This is a genomic window from Burkholderia catarinensis (assembly GCF_001883705.2).
Lineage (GTDB): Bacteria > Pseudomonadota > Gammaproteobacteria > Burkholderiales > Burkholderiaceae > Burkholderia > Burkholderia catarinensis.
Genome location: NZ_MDEQ02000029.1, coordinates 1 through 20747 on the forward strand (window position 1 = coordinate 1; position 20747 = coordinate 20747).

The following is a 20747-nucleotide window of genomic DNA, read 5'->3' on the forward strand; positions in this document are numbered from 1 at the left end:
CGTCATCCCCGGCACTGCCGCCGGCAGCCCGGCCTTGATCAGCGACTGCCGCGCCGGGTTCTGCCCCGAGCCGGCCGTCAGCACCTGGCCCATGATCACTTCGCTGACCTGATCGGGCTTCACGCCCGCACGCTCCAGCACCGCGCGGATCACCGTCGCGCCCAGCTCCGGCGCCGCAATCTTCGCAAGCGAGCCGCCGAATTTGCCGACCGCGGTCCGCGCGGCCGATACGATCACTACGTCCGTCATTTCCCTTTCCTCCAGGCCCGCACGACACGGCGCATCGTTACCGGCCCTGTTAAAAAACTGCGGTGCACCGGACAGCGTGCGCCGCTGTCCGGTTTTCGTCAATCGCGCTGCAACACGTAACGCCCCGGCGCCGGCTCGATCGCCGGGAACTGCGCGGAACCGGGCTGGGCGGGCGGCGCCACCTTGCGGCCGCCATACTGGTCAAGCCACTCGACCCAGGTCGTCCACCAGCTCCCCGGCTGCTCGGTCGCACCGGCAAACCAGTCGTCCGCGGATTCGGGCAGATCGCTGTCATTGACCCAGTAGCTGCGCTTCTTCTTCGCCGGCGGATTGATCACGCCCGCGATGTGACCCGACGCGCCGAGCACGAACTTCAGCGGGCCCGACAGGATCGACGTCGATGCGTAGGCCGTCTGCCACGGCACGATGTGATCCTCGCGCGAGCCGTAGACGAAGGTAGGCACGTCGATCAGCGACAGGTCGACGGATTCGCCGCACACGGTCAGCGCGCCCGGCTCGCGCAACTTGTTCTCGAGATAGGTATTGCGCAGGTACCACGCGTACATCGGGCCAGGCAGGCTCGTCGAGTCGCTGTTCCAGTACAGCAGGTCGAACGGCGCGGGCGTGCGGCCCTTCAGGTAGTTGTCGACGACGTAGTTCCACACGAGGTCGTTCGGCCGCAGGAACGAGAACGTGTTCGCGAACTCGACGCCGCGCATCAGCCCCGGTTGCGTGCCGTTCTTGCCGCCGATGGTTTGCTCGCGCATCTGCACGTGCGCTTCGTCGACGAACACGTCGAGAATGCCCGTGTCGGTGAAATCGAGCATCGCGGTGAGCAGCGTCATCGACGCGGCCGGATGTTCGCCGCGCGCGGCGAGCACCGCCAGCGCGGTCGCGAGCATCGTGCCGCCGACGCAGAAGCCGAGCGTATTGATCTGCTCGCGGCCGCTGACCTGCTGCACGGCATCGATCGCCGCGAGCAGCCCTTCGTTCATGTAGTCGTCCCACGTCTTGTGCGCGACCGAAGCATCCGCGTTGCGCCACGACACGAGGAACACCTGATGGCCGCTCGACAGTGCATGCGCGACGAGCGAATTCTCGGGCTGCAGATCGAGGATGTAGAACTTGTTGATGCACGGCGGGACGATCAGCAGCGGCCGCTCGAACACCTTGTCCGTCTTCGGCGTGTACTGGATCAGCTGGATCAGGTCGTTCTCGTAGACGACCGCGCCTTCGGTACACCCGAGGTTCTTGCCGACCACGAACCGCGATTCGTCGGTCTGCGAAATCTTGCCGCGCTGCAGGTCGCCGAGCAGGTTCATCATCCCCTGCCGCAGACTTTCGCCCTGCGTCTCGAGAATCGACTTCTGGGCGTCGGGATTGAGCGCGAGGAAGTTGCTCGGCGCTGCGGCGGCCGTCCATTGCTGGACCGTGAAGCGGATGCGCTCGCGCGTCTTCGTATCGGTCTGAAGCGCGTCGGCCAGTTCCTGCAGATAGCGCGCATTGAGCAGATACCAGGCGGCCGCGAACGCATGCGCGGGCGACGCCTTCCATGCATCGCCGCTGAAGCGGCGGTCCTTCAGTTCGGGCGACTCGAGCTTCGCGGCGGCCGCCTGCTGCATCAGCGTCATGCAATCGCGCGCGTAGTCGGCCTGCAGCGTCTGGAGCCGCTCGGGCGGAATCGCGGCAACCGGCAGTTTCAGCCCCGCGAACGGCGACGCCATGCCGCTGAAATCGGGCATCGACGGCACCTGGAACGGAAACGACGTCGGGAACTGGAATGTCGCGAACGGATTCACGGTGGCCGATGCAGTCGCGGCGCGCGCCGGATCTGCAAAACCGCGCCATGCGTTCAACCACGACTCGAACATCTGCTGCATCGGCTGGGCGGCCGGATCGAATCCGGTGCTGCCTGCGGAAGTGCCCGCCTGAGCGGACGTCGACGAATTTTTCGATGCTGTCATTACCTGCCTTACCGGTGATTCGTGAGCGTCAATCGTGAAATCCTGCTCGCGCGCGGCGCGCCGGCTGCGAGCCGGGCCGTCATGCTCTGGAGAGGCGTCTCCAGATTCTGCCGCAGTGCGGTATTTTTATCATTATCGTTTTCCCCATGTGAAGCGCCATGTCAAACCACTGAACATTTCCGCACGGAGATAATCCGCGTGCAACAGACGGGACAAGGGTTCTGGCAAAACATAAAACATTTTTACTGACTTGACTTCGCAATTTATCATTCAGCCGCGCATGCAACGCCGCATTGCCGTCTAAATATCGAGATAACCCGATTTCGCGGCGCAACAAACCACGCGCGCATGCGCTTCTCGTCAATCGGCCAACCAGATCGCCGCCGCCATGCGGCCCGTCACGCGATCGCGCCGGTATGAATAGAAGCGTGCGTGTTCGGCGACCGTGCAGGCAGTCCCGCCGCTCACATGCGCCACGCCCGCACGCGCGAGACGCAGGCGCGCGAGCGCATAGAGATCGGCGAGGAACTTGCCGGGCGCGCCGTCGATCGCGACGAACGCAAGCCGGGTTTCATCATGCTCCGACTGCGGGGCCGTGTCGAGAAACGCGTCGCGCACGTCGGCGCCGACCTCGAACGCCTGCGGGCCGATCGCCGGCCCGAGGTACGCATGCAGTGTGTCCGTCGCGCCGCCCGCGAGCGCCGCGACCCGCGTCGCGGTCTGCTCGACGATGCCGGCCGCGAGCCCGCGCCAGCCCGCATGCGCGGCGCCGACCGCCCGGCCCTGTGCATCGCACAACAGCACGGGCAGGCAATCCGCGACCATCACGACGCAGACGGCGCCGGCCCGATCCGTGACGCTCGCGTCGGCCTGCACCGGCGCCGCAGCCGCGGGCGCCGCCGCGATCACCTCGTCCGCGCGCACGATTTGCGCGCCGTGGACCTGCTCGAGCCAAGCGGCGCCCGACTGGCCTGCCAGTGCGAGCAAGCTCGCGCGATTCCCGGCGACATGCGCCGGATCGTCACCGGTATGCAGGCCGAGATTCATTCCGCCCGGCAGCGCGGTGCCGCCCTGCCAGCGCCCGTACGGGCCTTCGCTCACACCGCCGTCGCGCGTCGTGATCAGCGCGCGCACGCGCGGCGACACCTGCCAGTCGGGCTGCACGCAGTCCTGCCACGTCAACGGCGCCAGGTTCGTCATCGGCACTCACTCCTCCTCGTCGTCCGGATACGGCTCGTCGTCGTGATACTCGCCGCCGAAATCGTCATCGTCGTAGACACCGTCGTCGTCGTCGAATTCCTCGTCGCCCTGCCCGAAGCCGAGCGCCGCGACGAGCGCGTTCATGTCGTCCGGCAGCGGGCAGCGCCACTGGATCGCCTTGCCCGTGACCGGATGCACGAGGCCGAGCCGCCATGCATGCAGCGCCTGTCGTGCGAACCCGTCCGGCAGCGGCGTGACCGAGCGCTTGCCGCGTGCGCGCCCGTAGACGGGATCGCCGAGCAGCGGGTGCCCGGCGTGCGCGCAATGCACGCGGATCTGGTGCGTGCGGCCGGTTTCGAGGTCGCACTGGATCGCCGAAACCGGCTGACGTTGCCACAGGCATGTGTCAACCGTGCGGAAATGCGTGCGGGCGGGCTTGCCCGACGCGCCCGTGACGACGGCCATGCGCGTGCGCTCGCGCGGGTCGCGGCCGATCGGCGCGTCGATCGTGCCTTCCTCGGGCATCGTGCCCCACACGAGCGCGAAATAGCGACGCTTCACCGTACGGGCCTGCAACTGGCGCACGAGATCCGTCTGCGCGGCCAGCGTGCGCGCCACCACCATCAGGCCGGACGTTTCCTTGTCGAGCCGGTGGACGATCCCCGCGCGCGGCAGGCCGGCCGCCGCGTCGCCGTAGCGGTGCAGCAGGCCGTTGAGGATCGTGCCGCTCCAGTTGCCGGCGGCCGGGTGCACGACGAGGCCCGCCGGCTTGTTGATGACGACGAGCGCGTCGTCCTCGTAGATGACGTCGAGCGGCACGGGCTCCGGCGTGAACGCGAGCTGCTCGGGAAGCAGGTCGGGCACGAGCTCGATCGTCGCGCCGAGCGGCACCGGCTGGCGGATCTTCGCCGGCGCGCCGTCGACCAGCACGCGCTGCGCCTCGATCCAGCTCTGCAGGCGGCTACGGGAGAATTCGGGGAACAGTTGCGCGAGCGCCTTGTCGAGGCGTTCGCCCGCGAGCGACGGCGGCACTGCGACGATGCGCGGCGCTTCATCGGCCGCCGCGGACGGCACAATGGGCGGCTGAATCGCGTCGCCGGTCAGATCGTCATCGAGGGAATCCCCCGAGGCAGCGTCGGCGGGCCGATCGCTTGGGCTATAATCTTCGCGATTTGGTGTGCCCGGCTGGGCATTCTGCGAACTTGAACGGGTCATTTAGACTGGGTCACCGAGACTTGAAGCTAGGACATGCGAGCATGATGAATTCGACCAAACGTACGGCCAGAACCGTCGCCGCCCGGGCTGCGGCGGTAGCGGCCGCGGCCCTCATCGCCGGCTGCCACGGCTTGCCGCAGAAGCAGGACGAGACGGCTACCTGGTCGAACAACAAATTATACTCAGAGGCCCAGGACGCATTGTCCGGCGGCGACTGGGGCAAGTGCGCGAAATATTTCGAATCGCTGCAAGGCCGCGATCCGTTCGGCCATTTCGCGCAACAGGCACAGATCAACGTTGCATACTGCAGCTGGAAGGACAACGAAGCGGCAGCCGCCGACCAGGCCGTCGATCGCTTCATCCAGCTCCACCCCGATCATCCGGATATCCCGTACGCGTACTACCTGAAGGGGATGATCCACTTCAACGACGATCTCGGCCTGTTCGGGCGCTTCTCCGGCCAGGACATGAGCGAGCGCGATCCGCAGGCGCTGCGCGAATCGTACGATGCGTTCAAGGTCGTCGTCGACCGCTTCCCGAAGAGCAAGTACGCACCCGACGCCGCCGCGCGGATGCGCTACATCGTGAACGCGCTTGCGTCGCACGAAGTGCACGCGGCCGACTACTACTACCGGCGTGGCGCGTATGTCGCGGCCATCAACCGCGCACAGCTCGCGATCAAGGACTACAAGGGTGCACCGGCGATCGAGGACGCGCTGCACATCATGATCCTGTCGTACGGCAAGCTGGACCAGCCGCAACTCGCCGAGGACACGAAACGCGTGCTCGCGGGCACGTTCCCCGACAGCCCGTACGTCACGGGCCACTCACGCCCCGGCGCGAAGAAGTCGTGGTGGCAGTTCTGACGAACGCGCGACGCGACACCCGTTGCACCAAGAAAAAACCCGGCCATCGAGCCGGGTTTTTTCTTGGCGCCGCATTCACGCGGCGCAGGCGAACTCGCGCGGCAATCTCCGCGCGCGCCGTCACGTGCGCTTTTCCGTCCGACGCTCTTCGAAGAAGTCCTCGACGACCGCGATCTCGCGGGTCCGCTTGAACGGCGGCAGGCTCTGCCAGATCCGGCGCCCGTAAGGCTTGTCGACGAGCCGCGTGTCGCAGATCATCAGCACGCCGCGATCCGTCTCCGCGCGAATCAGCCGGCCCGCGCCCTGCTTCAGCGTGATCACGGCCTGCGGCAACTGGTGCACGGCAAACGGGCTCAAGCCCTTCTTCGTCAGCGCATCGAGCCGCGCGGCCAGCACCGGATCGTCCGGCGGTGCGAACGGCAGCTTGTCGATCACCACGAGCGACAACGCGTCGCCGCGCACGTCGACGCCTTCCCAGAAACTCTGGCTGCCGACCAGGATCGCATTGCCGTACGCGCGAAAGCGGTCGAGCAGCTCGGTGCGGCTCGCATCGCCCTGCACGAGCAGCGGCGTGTTCCAGCCGCGCGATTCGATCACGTCGCGCAGCTTCGACGCGATCCGGTCGACCGCGCGCAGTGTCGTGCACAGCATGAACACGCCGCCGCCGGACGCCTCGATCGCCGGCAGCGCGGCATCGAATACGGCATCGGTAAACGCCGGCGAAGACGGTTGCGGCAGGTTGCGCGGCACGTACAGCAGCCCCTGCGCCTGGTAGTCGAACGGGCTCGCAAGCGTCATCGAGCGACGCGAGTTGAGGCCCATCTGAGCCGCGTAGTGCGTGAAATCGCCGCGCACCGACAACGTGGCCGACGTGAACACCCATGCACGCGGCACGCCCGCGCGCTGCTTTGCAAAGATCGGCGCGACCGACAGCGGCGTTTCGTGCAGCTGGACGGTATGCGCGAACACCTCGACCCAGCGCACCTTCTCGTTCGGATCGCCGTCGGATGCCGCCTTGTCGCCGGCCGCTGCGTCGACCTTCGCGGCCGCTTCCGCCGCGCCGGGTGCGACCCAGCCGGCCAGCAGGTCCTGCAGCTCGCGTGCGCGCCGCAGGCAGGCGCCGAGCGATTCCGCTCGTTCGGCCTGGCTCGCGAGCGCCGACGCGAGCGCGTCGAGCGCGGCCTCGAGCGCGTCGAGCGCGCCGAACATCGGGTGATCGTCGCCAAGCTGCGCGAGCGACATGCGTACGATCTGGTCGTTCGCGAACGCGAGGCGCAAGTCGCGCGCCGCGCGTTCGAGATCGCCGCCGAGCTTCACCCACTCGACCGCGTCACGCGCATGGCTCAGGCCTTCGGCCACCGTGTCGCGTGCGAGCTCGAGGATCTGCGTCGTCGACAGCGTCTCGCCGAAGAACAACGTCGCCGTTTCCGGCAACTGATGCGCCTCGTCGAAGATGACCGTGTTCGCGTTCGGCAGCAGCTCGGCCATCCCCGTGTCGCGCAGCATGATGTCCGCGAAGAACAGGTGATGGTTGACGACGACGACGTCGGCCTGCTGCGCCTCGCGCCGGGCCTGCATCACGAAGCACTCCTTGTAATGCGGGCATTCCTGGCCGAGGCAGTTGTCGCGCGTCGACGTGACCATCGACCACACGGGCGCCGTTTCCGGCACGCTCGCGAGCTCGGCCTTGTCGCCGCTCTTCGTGAGCTTTGCGAAGCGGACGATTTCCTGCAGATAGGCCGTGTCCTGCCGCGACGGCAACCGGCCGTTGTCGGCCGTGCGTTGCAGGTAGTAGTGACACAGGTAGTTTGCGCGCCCCTTCAGCATCGCGACCGTCACCGGCACCGCGAGCGCGTTGCGCACGGTCGGAATGTCGCGCTGGAACAACTGGTCCTGCAGGTGTTTCGTGCCGGTCGACACGATCACCTTGCCGCCCCACAGCATCGCGGGCACGAGATACGCATAGGTCTTGCCGGTACCTGTGCCGGCTTCCACGATCAGCGTGTTGTCGCCTGCGTCGCTGTCGGACTCGGCCGCCGCGACGGCGTCCGCGCCCGGTTCGGCCGTCTTGTCGCCGTCGCCGAGGCGGCGCGCCGGCCGCTTGCGGGTCTCGAAGATCTCGGGCTCGGGCATCCGGCGCGCCGACGCTTCCATCGCGGACGCGACAGCACGTGCCATCTCGATCTGCGACGTACGCGGCCGATAGCCGTCGAGTGCGCGCGCCAGCAACCCGCCGTCGCCGAAGATCGTGTCGAGTTCGTCGACGCGCTTGCGGCTCAGCTCGAAGGTGCCTTCGGGCGCACGGGCGCGCCCGGCGGACGACGCGTCACGCCGGGCATCGGGGGTGGCTTCAAGCGGTGAATTCAAGGCAAGCGTTCCTGTGTCCAGCGCCCGGGCGGCACCGGCGCTTGCCAGGCCGCGCTCAGGCGCGCTTATCCGGTTCCAGCTGCGATTGCAGCAAAATGATTTTGTCTTTGGCCGCCAGCTTTTCCTTCTTCAGCCTGTGCAGCGTAATGTCGTCGATGTCGGAGTGTCCTTCCTTCAGCTCGATCTCCCGAGCGAGCTGCTGGTGCTGCTCCTGCAATGCAGCCAAACGGTTTTGCAATTCCTGCTGCTGTTCCGTGTGACGGTTTTGCATACTTGCCTCCTCATCGAAGCAGCGCGCCGGCTGGCGTGCCAGCGCGCACGAGACTGATTCCGGATCAATCCAACACGTTACTGCCCCTGCTGTTGCTGCTTGGCCTTCTCGGCCGCTTCCCGCTGACGCCGCTCGACATCGGCCTTGTGTTGCACGGCTTCCTTCTGCTTCTGCTCGTAGCGCGTGGCATTGTCCGCCCGCTCCTGCGCCTTCTGCGCCGCCTGCTGGTGCGCCTGATCGAGCTTGTGCTGGAAGTCGGCCTGCTTCTGGTCGTATGCCTGCTTGCTCGCCGCGCGCTGCGGCCCTTCCGCGCCGCGTTGCGCCTGCTTCACAGCATTCTGCTCCTGCTTGTCGCGGAATGCCGCCGAGTTTGCCGCTTCGTTCGCCGCGCGCTGCGGCGCTTCAGCCGCATTCTGCGCCTGCTTCAGCGCCTGCTGCTGGTCGCGCTGCTGCGCGCGCACCGCACGCTGCTCGTCGTTGAGCGCGAGCTGCTCCTGGCGGATGCTCGCCCGCTCGTCGCGCATCTGGTCGCGCGCCTTGCCGAGACAGTGATTGACGAAGAATTTGCTGTAGCAATCGTGCTCGGCCACCGCATAACGATAATCGTTTTCCGCGGAGCGTTGATTGAGCACTTTTTGACGGGCGTCGAAATCCGGCGCGGCGAAAGCCGCCACAGGCGCGGTTGCGTCCGAGGCCTGCGCGAACGCGCCGGAAGGCCCGGCAGACAAAGCCGCGGCGAGCGCTGCGCCGAGCGCGACGAGAGAAATGCGGGAAGTTGGCAACGTCGTAGGAAAGCTGCGGGACATGTGTCAAATTCTATCACCCCCGGCTGGACGCTCCGCCATTTATGGCAAAATGCCCCGCTTCACTCACCCGCGGCATCTGGCCCGTCGGGCCCGCCATGCAGCCCGCCGCTCAGGGCCTGCCGGCCCGCGCCGCGATTTCAGCATGCAGATCATCCACGACATGACGGAAACCGTAGCACTCAAGATCGTACAGCGCATCGCCACCGAACTGTCCGTCCAGCCGCGCCAGGTCGCGGCGGCCGTGCAACTCCTCGACGAAGGCTCGACCGTTCCGTTCATTGCCCGGTACCGCAAGGAAGTGACCGGCAACCTGGACGACACGCAGTTGCGCCAGCTCGAGGAACGCCTCCTGTATCTGCGCGAGCTCGAGGATCGACGCGCGGCGATCCTGTCGAGCATCGACGAACAGGGCAAGCTGACCGACGAACTGCGCGCCGCGATCGACGCGGCCGACAGCAAGCAGGTGCTCGAAGACCTTTATCTGCCGTACAAGCCGAAGCGGCGCACGCGTGCGCAGATCGCCCGCGAGGCCGGCCTCGAGCCGCTCGCGCAGGCGCTGCTCGCGAACCCGCTGCTCGACCCACAGGCCGAGGCGGCCGCGTATGTCGACGCCGACAAGGGCGTTGCCGACGTGAAGGCCGCGCTCGACGGCGCGCGCGACATCCTGTCCGAACAGTTCGGCGAGACGGCCGAGCTGCGCGGCAAGCTGCGCGACTACCTGCACAACCAGGGCGTCGTGTCGTCGGTCGTCGTCGAGGGCAAGGAAAACGAGGAAGGCGAGAAATTCCGCGACTATTACGACTACGCGGAAACGATCAAGACCGTCCCGTCGCATCGCGCACTCGCACTGTTCCGCGGCCGCAACGCGGGCGTGCTGACGATCAAGCTCGGCCTCGGCGAAGAGCTCGACGCGCAGGTGCCGCATCCCGGCGAGGCGATGATCGCGCGCCATTTCGGCATCGCGAACCAGAACCGCCCGGCCGATAAATGGCTGTCCGACGCATGCCGCTGGTGCTGGCGCGTGAAGGTGCAGCCGCATATCGAGAACGAACTGCTCACGCAACTGCGCGAAACGGCCGAAACCGAAGCGATCCGCGTGTTCGCGCGCAACCTGAACGACCTGCTGCTGGCGGCGCCGGCCGGCCCGAAGGCCGTGATCGGTCTCGACCCCGGCCTGCGCACGGGCGTGAAGGTCGCGGTCGTCGACCGTACCGGCAAGGTGCTCGCAACCGATACGATCTACCCGCACGAGCCGCGCCGCGACTGGGACGGCTCGATCGCGAAACTCGCGCGCATTGCCGCGCAGACGCAGGCCGAACTGATCAGCATCGGCAACGGCACCGCATCGCGCGAAACCGACAAGCTCGCGAGCGAACTGATCGCGAAACACCCGGAACTGCGCCTGCAGAAGATCGTCGTGTCGGAAGCCGGCGCGTCGGTCTACTCGGCGTCCGAGCTCGCCGCGAAGGAATTCCCGGACCTCGACGTGACGCTGCGCGGCGCCGTGTCGATTGCGCGCCGCCTGCAGGACCCGCTCGCCGAACTCGTGAAGATCGAGCCGAAGGCGATCGGCGTCGGCCAGTACCAGCACGACGTCAACCAGCGCGAACTCGCCCGCTCGCTCGACGCGGTCGTCGAGGATTGCGTGAACGCGGTCGGTGTCGACGCGAATACGGCGTCTGCCCCGTTGCTCGCGCGCGTGTCGGGCTTGAACGCGACGCTCGCGCGCAACATCGTCGACTATCGCGATGCGAACGGCCCGTTCCCGTCGCGCGAGCACCTGCGCAAGGTGCCGCGCCTCGGCGACAAGACGTTCGAACAGGCCGCCGGCTTCCTGCGCATCAACGGCGGCGAGAATCCGCTCGATCGCTCGTCGGTGCACCCGGAAGCCTATCCGGTCGTCGAACGGATGCTCGCGAAGATCAGCAAGCGCATCGACGATGTGCTCGGCAACCGCGAAGCGCTGTCGGGCCTGTCCCCGGCCGAATTTGTTGACGAACGTTTCGGCCTGCCGACCGTGCGAGACATCCTGTCCGAACTGGAGAAGCCGGGCCGCGATCCGCGTCCGGAATTCAAGACCGCGACGTTCCGCGAAGGCGTCGAGAAGGTGTCGGATCTCGTACCGGGCATGACGCTCGAAGGGGTCGTGACGAACGTCGCCGCCTTCGGTGCATTCGTGGATATCGGCGTCCACCAGGACGGCCTCATCCACGTGTCCGCGATGTCGACGAAGTTCATCAAGGACCCGCACGAAGTCGTGAAGGCCGGCCAGGTCGTCAAGGTGAAGGTGCTCGACGTCGACGTGAAGCGCCAGCGCATTGCGCTGACGATGCGCCTCGACGACGACGCGGCAGCACCCGGCATGTCGTCGCGCAGCGGCCAGGAGCGCGGCAACGCGGGGCGCGGCGCCGCCCGCCCGCAGCGTTCGCGTGAGCCGGAACCGGCCGGCGCGATGGCCGCGGCATTCGCGAAGCTGAAGCGCTGAGCACGCGAAAGCCGTCGACGCACGAAAAAAAGCCCGCCGGAAGGCGGGCTTTTTATTGCTTCGGCGACACGGCGCGCGACCAGGCGGCCCGCGCGCCGCGCCCGGTCAGATCTCGATCTTCGTACCGAGCTCGACGACGCGGTTCGCCGGAATCGAGAAGAAGTCGGTCGGCTTCGCGGCATTCTGGTGCATCCACGCGAACACGCGCTCGCGCCAGATCGACATCCCGGGCAGATGCGTCGGCACGACCGTTTCGCGCGCGAGGAAGAACGACGTGTCCATCAGCTCGAACGTCATGTCGTGCGCGCGGCCGAATTCCTCGAGCACCGCCTTCACGTCCGGCGTCTCGTTGAAGCCATACTCGGCCTTGACGATATACAGCCCGCCGCCCGCATCACGCGAGCTCTGGCGCTTGTCGTCGCGCACGTAAGGAATGTCGCGCGTGACGAACGTCAGGAAAATGGTCCGCTCGTGCAGCACCTTGTTGTGCTTCAGGTTGTGCAGCAGGCTGACGGGCACGAGCTTGTCGTTGCCGGTCAGGTAGATCGCGGTGCCCGACACGCGATGCGGCGGATGCGCGAGCAGCCCCTGCAGGAACGGTTCGAGCGGAATGCCGTCGGCTGCCGTGCGCTCCTTGACGATGTGGCGCCCCTTGTACCAGGTCATCAGCAGGAAGAACAGCAGCGCACCGATGCCGAGCGGCAGCCAGCCGCCCTGCGCGACCTTCAGCAGGTTCGCGCCGAAAAAGCCGAGGTCGATCACGAGGAACACCGTGATGATCGCGCCGACCAGCAGCCGGTTCCAGTTCCACACCTTCACCATCACGACGCAGGCAAGCACGGTCGTGATCACCATCGTCGCCGTCACCGCGATGCCGTACGCGGCCGCGAGATTGTCGGAGCTCTTGAAGCCGACCACGATGCAGAGGATCACGAACAGCAGCAGCCAGTTCACGACCGGCACGTAGATCTGGCCAATCGCGAGTTCGGACGTATGCAGCACCTTCATGCGCGGCACGTAACCGAGCTGGATCGCCTGCGACGTCAGCGAGTACGCGCCCGAGATCACGGCCTGCGACGCAATCACGGTCGCGACCGTCGACAGCACGACGAGCGGCAGCAGCCCCCATTCCGGCGCCAGCAGGAAGAACGGGTTCTCGATCGCTTTCGGATTCTGGATCAGCAGCGCACCCTGGCCGAAGTAGTTCAGCACGAGCGACGGCATCACGAGCCCGTATGCGGCGAGGCGGATCGGCTTCGCACCGAAGTGGCCCATGTCCGCGTAGAGCGCTTCCGCGCCGGTCAGCACCAGCACGACCGAGCCTAGTACGACGTAGGCCTGCAGCAGGTGATCGGCCATGAACGACGCCGCGTAATACGGATTGATTGCCGCGATGATGCCCGGCACGCGGACGATATGGTACACGCCGAGTGCCGCGATCACGATGAACCACAGCACCATGATCGGGCCGAACAGCTTGCCGACCAGCGCGGTGCCGTGACGCTGGATCCAGAACAGCGCGATCAGGATCACGATCGTGATCGGTAGCACGAGATGGGACAGGTGAGGCGTCGCGATTTCGAGACCTTCGACCGCCGACATCACCGAGATCGCCGGTGTGATCACCGCGTCCCCGTAGAACATGCACGCGCCGAATATCCCGAGCGCCATCAGCGCGCCCGTCACGCGGGATTTTGAATTCAGCGGCCGCAGCGACAGCGCCATCAGCGCGAGCACGCCGCCTTCGCCGTTGTTGTCTGCCCGCATCACGAACAGCAGGTACTTGACGCCGACCACCAGGATGATTGCCCAGAACAGCAGCGAAATGACGCCGAGAATCGACGCTTCGGTGAGCGGAATGCCGTGTGCGGGGCTGAACGCCTCCTTGAGCGAATACAGCGGGCTGGTGCCGATGTCGCCGAACACGACGCCGATGGCTGCTATCGCTAGCGCCCGCATCGAGTGTTGTTGCGTCGAATGCGGCGAGTGTACAGCGTCGGTCGCGTGGATCGTGTCGTTCATATGAAGCGTAATAATCGGGTCCGGGTCGGACAAAACGAGCGCTATTCTACTCGCGCCCCCGTGAAACGCCGCCCTGCTCTGTTGCCGCGGAACCACGTGATCCACGCTGCGCATGCAATCCGGCGCGAGCTGTGGCAGGGCTGCCATCATAGCCGGGGCAGCGCCGTCTGCCTACCGGAGACGCGAGGCCCGCCGCGCGGCGCACGCTGCGCCCCAATGAAAAACGGCGCCGCAAGCGGCGCCGTACAAGGCTTTCCTTCGATCGGCCGGCCGCTTACGCGCCCGAACCGTCGCGCTGAGCGCGACCGCGCTTGATCCACGCCTCGAGGTTGTGCGGACGAACCGTGTCCCATTCCTCGAACGGCTGATGAATCCACGGATTCGTCGGCAGATACTGCGTGTGATAGTCGGGCTTGACCTTCGAGCACCCCTTGTACCAGAGCACGGCCGAACGCACGGCCGTCACGGACGGATAGCGCTCCTTCAGGTGCTCCTGCACGCGCGCAAGTGTGACACCCGAATCGACGAGATCATCGACCAGCAGCACGTTGCCCGCAAGATTGCCGCGCGTCATCGTGATGTACTGTGCGATGTCGAGCTCACCCTGCTCCGTGCCGGCCGCTTCCCGGTACGAACTCGTCGCGAGGATCGCGAGCGGCACGTCGTAGATGCGCGACAGCTGGTCACCGACGCGCAGGCCGCCGCGCGCGAGGCACAGGATCTGGTCGAACTTCCAGCCCGACGCATGCACCTCGAGCGCCAGCAGCTCGATCAGACGGTGGTACTCGTCCCAGCCTACCCACAGGTTCTTGTCGTCGTTGCGCGGATCGGTCATCAAGTCTGCCGCCGTCATCGAAATTTGCTGCGTCATCTGGCAATTACACCTTGAACGGATGGCGGAGCAGGATCGTTTCGTCGCGGTCCGGGCCCGTCGACACCATGTCGACCGGCACGCCGGCCACTTCCTGGACACGGGTCAGGTAGGCCTGTGCGTTCGCCGGCAGTGCGTCCCACGCCTTGATGCCGACGGTGCTTTCCTTCCAGCCGGCGAACGTTTCGTACACGGGCTCGCAACGGGCCACATCGGCGGCACCGCGCGGCAGGATGTCCACATCCTTGCCGTCGATCTTGTAGCCGACGCACAGCTTGACCTCGTCGAGGCCGTCCAGCACGTCGAGCTTCGTCATGCACAGGCCCGACACGCCGTTGATCTGGATCGAGCGGCGCAGCGCGGCCGCATCGAGCCAGCCCGTGCGGCGCGGACGGCCGGTGACCGAACCGAATTCCTTGCCGACGTTCGCGAGCGTGACGCCGACCTGGTCCTGGCGCTGCGGATTGTCCGCATCGTACAGCTCGCTCGGGAACGGGCCCGCACCGACGCGCGTGCAATAGGCTTTCGTGATGCCGAGGATGTAGTTGAGCTTCTGCGGACCAACGCCCGCGCCCGCCGACGCCGCACCCGCGACGCAGTTGCTCGACGTGACGAACGGATAGGTGCCGTGATCGATGTCCAGCAGCGTGCCCTGCGCGCCTTCGAACAGCAGGTTCTGGCCCGCGTTGTTCGCGTCGTACAGGCGACGCGACACGTCGGCCACCATCGGCTTCAGGCGGTCGGCATAGCCGAGCATCGTGTCGAGCGTAGCCTGGAAGTCGACGGCCGCGCCACCCAGGTACTGGGTCAGCACGAAGTTGTGGAAATCGAGGTTTTCGCGCAGGCGGTCGGCGAAGGTCTTCGCGTCGAACAGGTCCTGCACACGCAGCGCGCGACGGCCGACCTTGTCTTCGTACGCGGGGCCGATGCCGCGGCCCGTCGTGCCGATCTTGCCCGCGCCCTTGCGTGCTTCGCGCGCCTGGTCGATCGCGATGTGGTACGGCAGGATCAGCGTCGTGGCTTCGGAAATGAACAGGCGGTCGCGCACATTCACGCCGGCCTCTTCGAGCTCGCCGATTTCCTTGAACAGTGCTTCGGGGGACAGGACGACGCCGTTGCCGATGTAGCAGGCGACGCCTTCACGCATGATGCCCGACGGAATGAGGCGCAAGATCGTTTTCTTGCCGCCGATGATGAGGGTGTGGCCGGCGTTGTGGCCGCCCTGGAAACGCACGACGCCCTGAGCGTGGTCCGTCAGCCAGTCGACGATCTTGCCCTTGCCTTCATCACCCCATTGAGTTCCCACGACGACGACATTGCGCCCGGGAGTCACGTTCACTGCGCTGGCAGACATGTTGATTCGTTAGCTGGTTAAAAACGTATTCTACCTATGTTCGCGGGCGATTCCGATTTTTTCCGTTTCGCTTCAACGATATGCACGTCGAAGCACGGCCCGCGAACCCCTGTTTATCGGGGTTCGACCACCCATGCGCCATTGCGCTCGACGAGCGAGCGATCGCATGCGAACTCGTCGAGCACGTGGTCGTGGCCCGGCAACGCCTGGATCACGACCTCGCCCGCATCGCGCAGCGCCGCGACGGCCGCACGCAGCGCGTCGTCCTGTGCCCAGGGCGCGAGAATCGCCGTGCCACGTGCCTCGACCGGGGAAATTCGCGCGAGCTCGCGCAGGTCGAGCGAGAAGCCCGTTGCCGGACGGGCACGGCCATACGCCTGGCCGACGTGGTCGTAACGGCCGCCGCGCGCGATCGCGTTCGGCACGCCGTCGATGTAGGCGCTGAACATCGCGCCGCTGTGGTACGCGTAGCCGCGCAGGTCGGCGAGGTCGATCGCGACTTCGGCGCCGTTCGCCTGCGCTGCGAGCTGCGCCAGATCGTCGAGCGCCCGCGTGATTTCGGGCAGCACCGGCAACCGCGCGCGCGCCTCGGCGAGCACGCTCGCGTCGCCGTAAAGGTTCGGCAGCGCACGCAGCGCTGCGCGCGTATCGGCACCAAGATCGTCGGTGAGTTCGTTCAGCAGCGGCACGTCCTTGCCCGACAGCGCGTCATACAGCGACTCGCCGCGCTCGGCGGCCTGCGCATCGCGGGCCAGCAGCGCCGCGAGCACGCCCGCATGGCCCAGGTCGAGACGGATGCGCGACAGGCCCGCGAGATGCAGCGCATCGAGCATCAGTTGCTGGATCTCGAGATCGGCTTCCAGCCCGGCATGCCCGTAGATTTCGGCGCCGATCTGGATCTGCTCGCGCGTCGCGTGCAGGCCGCGCGGGCGCGTATGCATCACGTGGCCCGCATAGCAGAGGCGCGTCACGCCCTGACGATTCAACAGGTGCGCGTCGATCCGCGCGACCTGCGGCGTGATGTCCGCGCGCAGGCCGAGCGTGCGGCCCGACAGCTGGTCGACCAGCTTGAAGGTGCGCAGGCGCAGATCCGCGCCCCCGCTCGTCAGCAGCGACTCGAGATACTCGAGCAGCGGCGGCATCACCATTTCGTAGCCGTACGAACGGAAGCGGTCGAGCAGCCTGCGGCGCAGCTCCTCGATCTTGCGCGCTTCCGACGGCAGCACGTCGGCGATATTCTCGGGAAGTAACCAGGTCGACATCGGTACGGTCCTACGACGGGAAACAGCGCGCGACACGCGCGCCGCGATATGAATCGGAAATTCGGAATCGGGCGGAACGAACGGCGGATGCGCCGTCCGGATCAAGTGGCGAGCAGCAGCAGCACGAGCCCGAGCGCCATCACGATCAGCCCGCCGATCCGGATATGATGCGGCGGCCGCTCAGCTATTCTACGAAACGTGTCGCGCCAGGCGACGGGAAACACGAAGGGGAACGCCCCCTCGATGATCAGCATCAGTGCCACTGCGAGCAACAACGAGCCAGCCAGGTTCATGCGAGCGACGGCGCCGCTCGACGCGGCACCCCAAGGTCAGTGTTTGCGGGGAGCAGGCGCCGCCGGTGCGGCACCGCCCGTCGGGCTGCGCATGAAGCGGAAGAACTCGCTGTCGGGATCGACGACGATGATGTCGTTGCGCTTGAACGTGTTCCGGTAGGCCTGCAGGCTCGCGTAGAACTGATAGAACTGCGGATCGCGGCCGAACGCATCGGCGGCAATCGTTGCGGCCTTCGCGTCACCTTCGCCCTTGATCGTCTGAGCGGACTTGTAGGCGTTCGCGAGCACGGCCTGCTGTTCGCGTTCGGCGTCGGCCTTGATCTGCTCGACGTCGGCCGCGCCTTGCGCATGCACCTGCGCCGCCTGGTCGCGCAGCGCAGCGATCATCCGTTGATAGACGGCATCCGCCTGCGCGGCCGGCAAATCGACGCGCGTTAGCTGGACATCGACCACGTCGACGCCGAAACCGGACGCCTTCGCCTTCGCCGCGTCGCGGGCCGCATCGGCGATCGCACGCTGGCCGCCGAGGGCGTCGTCGAGCGCGCGCTTGCCGAACGCGTCGCCGAGTGCGCTCTTCAGCGTGCCGGTCAGACGTTCGGCGGCTGCCGCCGGGTCGCCACCGGTCGCCGTGAAATATTTCATCGGATCGCTGATCCGGTACTTCACCGCATAGGCGACGAGCAGGTCGTGCTTGTCTTCCGTGGCCAGTTGCAGCGGATCGGACGACTCGAGCGATTGCAGCCGCGTGTCGATCAGCGTGGCCGTCTGCAGCGGCGGCGGCAACTTGAAATGGATGCCGGGGCCCGCAAGCTCCGGCTGCGCGCCGTCGCGGCCCGACAGCACGGCCGTATGGCGCGGATCGACGGTGAGGACCGTCGAGGACGCCGCGAAGGCAACGATCACGATTGCGACGACGAGCGCAATGATTCGGTTCATGTTCTGCGCTCCCGTTACTTCAGATCGTCTTCACGCGACCGGCTGCGAAACGCTTCGCGCGATCGCAGCACGTCGACGCCCGACGCGGCGGCGGCCGGTGCCGCGCTCGCGGGTACGGCTGCCGCCGGTGCCGACGCCGCATCGGGTGCGGATGCACCGGTGGGCGCCGCGGCGTTTTGTCGCCCCTGCTCGACGAGCTTGTCGAGCGGCAGCACGACGGTACTGCCGCCCTTGTTGCCGACGAACACCTTCGTCGCGTTCGAGTAGATTTCCTGCATCGTCTCGAGGTACATCCGCTCGCGGATCACCGCGGGCGCCTTCGAGTACTGCGCATAGACCTGCTTGAAGCGGTCGGCATCGCCTTCGGCCACCGTGACCACGCGATCGGCATAGGCCTTCGCTTCGTCGACGAGCTTCGCGGCATTGCCCTGCGCCTTCGGCAGCAAGTCGCTTGCATACGCCTGCGCGGCGCGCTTCGCGCCCTCGCGCTCGTCGCGCGCCTTCGCGACTTCGGCGTAGGCGGCCTGTGTCTGCTCGGGCGCCGCGACGCTCTGCATCGTGATAGCCGTCACCTCGAGCCCCGACTGGTAACGGTCGAGATCGCGCTGGATCGCGGCGGAAAGCTGCTCACGCAGCGCGTCGCGATCCTGGTTCAGGATGTCGGCCGCGCTGCGCGTGCCGACGATCGCACGCACCGCGGCCTGTGCGGCCTGCGATACGCTGCGCTCGGGATCGGCGCTGCGGAACAGGTAATCGGTCGCGGAGCGGATCCGGTACTGGACGATGAAGCGCACGTCGACGATGTCGGCATCGCGCGTCAGCATCGCCGCTTCCTTCACGTTCGCGAGACGCACGACGTTGTTGCGGCCGATCTCGATCGAGCGGACCTGCGACGTATCGACGATCTCGTGCGACGCGAACGGATACGGCGCACGCCAGTGCACGCCCTGGCCGACCGTGCCCGACAGCTTGCCGAGTTGCAGCACGACGCCCGTCTGGCCGTCCTGCACGACGAACAGTCCGCTGCCTGCATAGACCGCGACCAGCACGCCGATCACGATGCCGACGCCGACCCGCGCGGCCCGCCCGTTGTCGGGACGGAAGCCGTTGCCGCCCTTGCCGCCGAAAAGGCCGCTCAGGCGCCGGTTGAAGTTGCGCCACATCTCGTCGAGATCGGGCGGACCATCGCCATCGCCGCCTTGCGGACGTTTCGATTCATTTGCACGGGGACGGGATCCGTCTTTGCCATTGCCTTCGCCGCGTCCCCAGCGGGGATCGTTGATCGACAGCAAGGCGCGCATCCGCCGCCAGGTACTCCGCTCTTTGTATTCGTTCACCAGAGTTTGTTCACCAGATTAGACGCCGGCGAACCGGCCGGGACCGGTTAGCGCCCGTGTTCGGAAATCGTGCGGTCTTCGTGTGGTTCAGCGGGGGCGCCGTCGAGCGCGCCGTTGGGTAACGTCGCGCCGGAAAGGTGTTCCTCGGAGGCGATCTCGGCGATGGCGGCACGCAACGCGTCAAGACCCTGACCGGTGCGCGCGCTCAAAAAGACGCGCGAAATATTACCATACTCGTCCCGCTCGACCGCGTCGCCGCGGGCCGCCAGCTCGGGCACGGCGTCAATTTTGTTGAACACCAGCACCTGCCGGACCGTGTCCGCGCCGATCTCGTGCAGCACGCCGTTGACCTGCTCGATCTGTTCGAGCCTGACCGCGCTCGACGCATCGACCACGTGCAGCAGCAGATCCGCGTGGATCGTTTCCTCGAGGGTCGCGCGGAATGCGGCGACGAGCTGGTGAGGCAGCTCGCGGATGAACCCGACCGTATCCGACACGACGATCTGGCCGACCTCGTCGCCGAGGTACACGCGCCGCGACGTCGTGTCGAGCGTGGCGAACAGCTGGTCGGCCGCGTAGGCCTGCGCTTTCGTCAGTGCATTGAACAGCGTCGACTTGCCCGCGTTCGTATAACCGACGAGCGACACCGACATCGTGCCGCTGCGCGCGCGCTGCCGGCGTTGCGTGCTGTGTTGCCGGCGCAGCCGGTCGAGCCGCGACTTCAGCATCTTGATGCGCTCGCCGATCAGCCGGCGGTCGGTTTCGAGCTGGGTTTCCCCGGGGCCGCGCAGGCCGATACCGCCCTTTTGCCGTTCGAGGTGGGTCCACGCGCGAATGAGCCGCGTCGACAGGTATTGAAGCTGCGCGAGCTCGACCTGCAGCTTGCCTTCGTGGCTGCGGGCACGCTGCGCAAAGATGTCGAGGATGAGGCTCGTGCGATCGACCACGCGCCTGTTAAGCGCTCGCTCCAGATTGCGTTGCTGGGCTGGCGCCAGTGCGTGGTTGAAGATGACGATTTCGACGTTGTGTGCGTCGCAGGCAAGCCGGAGTTCTTCGGCTTTGCCGCTGCCGATGAACATCGCGGCATCGGGACTGGAGCGACGGCCCGTGAGGGTGACGGCGGGATGAGCCCCCGCGCTGGAGGCGAGAAGACTGAGTTCTTCGAGACTGGCTTCGAAATCGGTCTTGCCGAAATCGATGCCGACGAGCGCTGCGTTGATCAAATTATCGGGTGTCAAGATAAGGCGGC

Annotated in this window: 17 protein-coding genes; 2 read left to right on the top strand and 15 right to left on the bottom strand. The window is 66.5% G+C overall.

Going from position 1 to position 20747, the window contains the following annotated elements; translation table 11 throughout:
• The 4 genes from BFF94_RS31560 to BFF94_RS31575 form a co-directional block, all read right to left on the bottom strand.
• Positions 1-249: thiolase family protein (locus BFF94_RS31560; protein ID WP_504740296.1), on the bottom strand; the 249-nt coding region annotated here is incomplete at its 3' end.
• Between the two features lie 98 nt (positions 250-347).
• A complete protein-coding gene (gene phaC / locus BFF94_RS31565) occupies positions 348-2213 on the bottom strand; it encodes a class I poly(R)-hydroxyalkanoic acid synthase (protein ID WP_128843332.1) in 1866 nt (621 codons plus the stop codon).
• Between the two features lie 360 nt (positions 2214-2573).
• Positions 2574-3413 carry a peptidoglycan editing factor PgeF gene (gene pgeF, locus BFF94_RS31570; protein WP_219140226.1) on the bottom strand — a complete coding sequence of 280 codons (840 nt, stop codon included), beginning with the start codon at positions 3411-3413 and terminating at the stop codon, positions 2574-2576.
• A gap of 6 nt (positions 3414-3419) precedes the next feature.
• Positions 3420-4628, bottom strand: a complete 1209-nt coding sequence (locus BFF94_RS31575; RefSeq protein ID WP_128843333.1) for an RluA family pseudouridine synthase — start codon at positions 4626-4628, stop codon at positions 3420-3422.
• 41 nt (positions 4629-4669) lie between these two features.
• Here BFF94_RS31575 and BFF94_RS31580 point away from each other — a divergent pair, with 41 nt between their 5' ends.
• Positions 4670-5494, top strand: coding sequence for an outer membrane protein assembly factor BamD (locus BFF94_RS31580; RefSeq protein ID WP_128843334.1), 825 nt, complete (start codon positions 4670-4672; stop codon positions 5492-5494).
• Between the two features lie 120 nt (positions 5495-5614).
• Here the strand turns inward: BFF94_RS31580 and yoaA are convergent, their stop codons facing one another.
• From yoaA to BFF94_RS31595, 3 genes are all read right to left on the bottom strand, one after another.
• The gene (gene yoaA, locus BFF94_RS31585; protein WP_219140227.1) at positions 5615-7861 is read right to left on the bottom strand and encodes a DNA repair helicase YoaA; all 2247 of its coding nucleotides are present in this window, start codon (positions 7859-7861) and stop codon (positions 5615-5617) included.
• Positions 7862-7916: 55 nt separating this feature from the next.
• Positions 7917-8132, bottom strand: a complete 216-nt coding sequence (locus BFF94_RS31590; protein WP_128843335.1) for a YdcH family protein — start codon at positions 8130-8132, stop codon at positions 7917-7919.
• A 77-nt stretch (positions 8133-8209) separates the two neighbouring features.
• Entirely contained in the window at positions 8210-8938 is a 729-nt protein-coding gene (locus BFF94_RS31595; protein ID WP_128843336.1) for a hypothetical protein, read from the bottom strand.
• Positions 8939-9098: 160 nt separating this feature from the next.
• Between BFF94_RS31595 and BFF94_RS31600 the strand changes: the two genes are divergently transcribed.
• Positions 9099-11423, top strand: coding sequence for a Tex family protein (locus BFF94_RS31600; protein ID WP_219140246.1), 2325 nt, complete (start codon positions 9099-9101; stop codon positions 11421-11423).
• Between the two features lie 105 nt (positions 11424-11528).
• Here the strand turns inward: BFF94_RS31600 and BFF94_RS31605 are convergent, their stop codons facing one another.
• From BFF94_RS31605 to hflX, 8 genes are all read right to left on the bottom strand, one after another.
• Positions 11529-13445: a potassium transporter Kup gene (locus BFF94_RS31605; RefSeq protein WP_128841890.1), complete on the bottom strand. Its 1917-nt coding sequence runs from the start codon at positions 13443-13445 to the stop codon at positions 11529-11531.
• A 274-nt stretch (positions 13446-13719) separates the two neighbouring features.
• Complete coding sequence (locus BFF94_RS31610; RefSeq protein WP_162285528.1) at positions 13720-14316, bottom strand: phosphoribosyltransferase; 597 nt, start codon at positions 14314-14316, stop codon at positions 13720-13722.
• Between the two features lie 7 nt (positions 14317-14323).
• Positions 14324-15670: an adenylosuccinate synthase gene (locus BFF94_RS31615; protein WP_128841889.1), complete on the bottom strand. Its 1347-nt coding sequence runs from the start codon at positions 15668-15670 to the stop codon at positions 14324-14326.
• A gap of 113 nt (positions 15671-15783) precedes the next feature.
• Complete coding sequence (locus BFF94_RS31620) at positions 15784-16932, bottom strand: ATP phosphoribosyltransferase regulatory subunit (protein ID WP_128841888.1); 1149 nt, start codon at positions 16930-16932, stop codon at positions 15784-15786.
• A 101-nt stretch (positions 16933-17033) separates the two neighbouring features.
• Positions 17034-17225, bottom strand: a complete 192-nt coding sequence (locus BFF94_RS31625; protein WP_128841887.1) for a DUF2065 domain-containing protein — start codon at positions 17223-17225, stop codon at positions 17034-17036.
• A gap of 36 nt (positions 17226-17261) precedes the next feature.
• Positions 17262-18161, bottom strand: coding sequence for a protease modulator HflC (gene hflC / locus BFF94_RS31630; RefSeq protein ID WP_128841886.1), 900 nt, complete (start codon positions 18159-18161; stop codon positions 17262-17264).
• Between the two features lie 14 nt (positions 18162-18175).
• On the bottom strand, positions 18176-19498 hold the full coding sequence (gene hflK / locus BFF94_RS31635; protein WP_128841885.1) for an FtsH protease activity modulator HflK: 1323 nt from the start codon (positions 19496-19498) through the stop codon (positions 18176-18178).
• Positions 19499-19545: 47 nt separating this feature from the next.
• Positions 19546-20721: a GTPase HflX gene (gene hflX, locus BFF94_RS31640; protein WP_201260357.1), complete on the bottom strand. Its 1176-nt coding sequence runs from the start codon at positions 20719-20721 to the stop codon at positions 19546-19548.
• Positions 20722-20747: the final 26 nt, after the last annotated feature.

What these genes read in the sequence shown, in the direction of transcription:
- phaC (WP_128843332.1), bottom strand. Translation starts at nt 2,213, where the DNA reads ATGACAGCATCGAAAAATTCGTCGACGTCCGCTCAGGCGGGCACTTCC.
- pgeF (WP_219140226.1), bottom strand. Translation starts at nt 3,413, where the DNA reads ATGACGAACCTGGCGCCGTTGACGTGGCAGGACTGCGTGCAGCCCGAC.
- BFF94_RS31575 (WP_128843333.1), bottom strand. Translation starts at nt 4,628, where the DNA reads ATGACCCGTTCAAGTTCGCAGAATGCCCAGCCGGGCACACCAAATCGC.
- BFF94_RS31580 (WP_128843334.1), top strand. Translation starts at nt 4,670, where the DNA reads ATGATGAATTCGACCAAACGTACGGCCAGAACCGTCGCCGCCCGGGCT.
- BFF94_RS31590 (WP_128843335.1), bottom strand. Translation starts at nt 8,132, where the DNA reads ATGCAAAACCGTCACACGGAACAGCAGCAGGAATTGCAAAACCGTTTG.
- BFF94_RS31595 (WP_128843336.1), bottom strand. Translation starts at nt 8,938, where the DNA reads ATGTCCCGCAGCTTTCCTACGACGTTGCCAACTTCCCGCATTTCTCTC.
- BFF94_RS31600 (WP_219140246.1), top strand. Translation starts at nt 9,099, where the DNA reads ATGACGGAAACCGTAGCACTCAAGATCGTACAGCGCATCGCCACCGAA.
- BFF94_RS31605 (WP_128841890.1), bottom strand. Translation starts at nt 13,445, where the DNA reads ATGAACGACACGATCCACGCGACCGACGCTGTACACTCGCCGCATTCG.
- BFF94_RS31610 (WP_162285528.1), bottom strand. Translation starts at nt 14,316, where the DNA reads ATGACGCAGCAAATTTCGATGACGGCGGCAGACTTGATGACCGATCCG.
- BFF94_RS31615 (WP_128841889.1), bottom strand. Translation starts at nt 15,670, where the DNA reads ATGTCTGCCAGCGCAGTGAACGTGACTCCCGGGCGCAATGTCGTCGTC.
- BFF94_RS31620 (WP_128841888.1), bottom strand. Translation starts at nt 16,932, where the DNA reads ATGTCGACCTGGTTACTTCCCGAGAATATCGCCGACGTGCTGCCGTCG.
- BFF94_RS31625 (WP_128841887.1), bottom strand. Translation starts at nt 17,225, where the DNA reads ATGAACCTGGCTGGCTCGTTGTTGCTCGCAGTGGCACTGATGCTGATC.
- hflC (WP_128841886.1), bottom strand. Translation starts at nt 18,161, where the DNA reads ATGAACCGAATCATTGCGCTCGTCGTCGCAATCGTGATCGTTGCCTTC.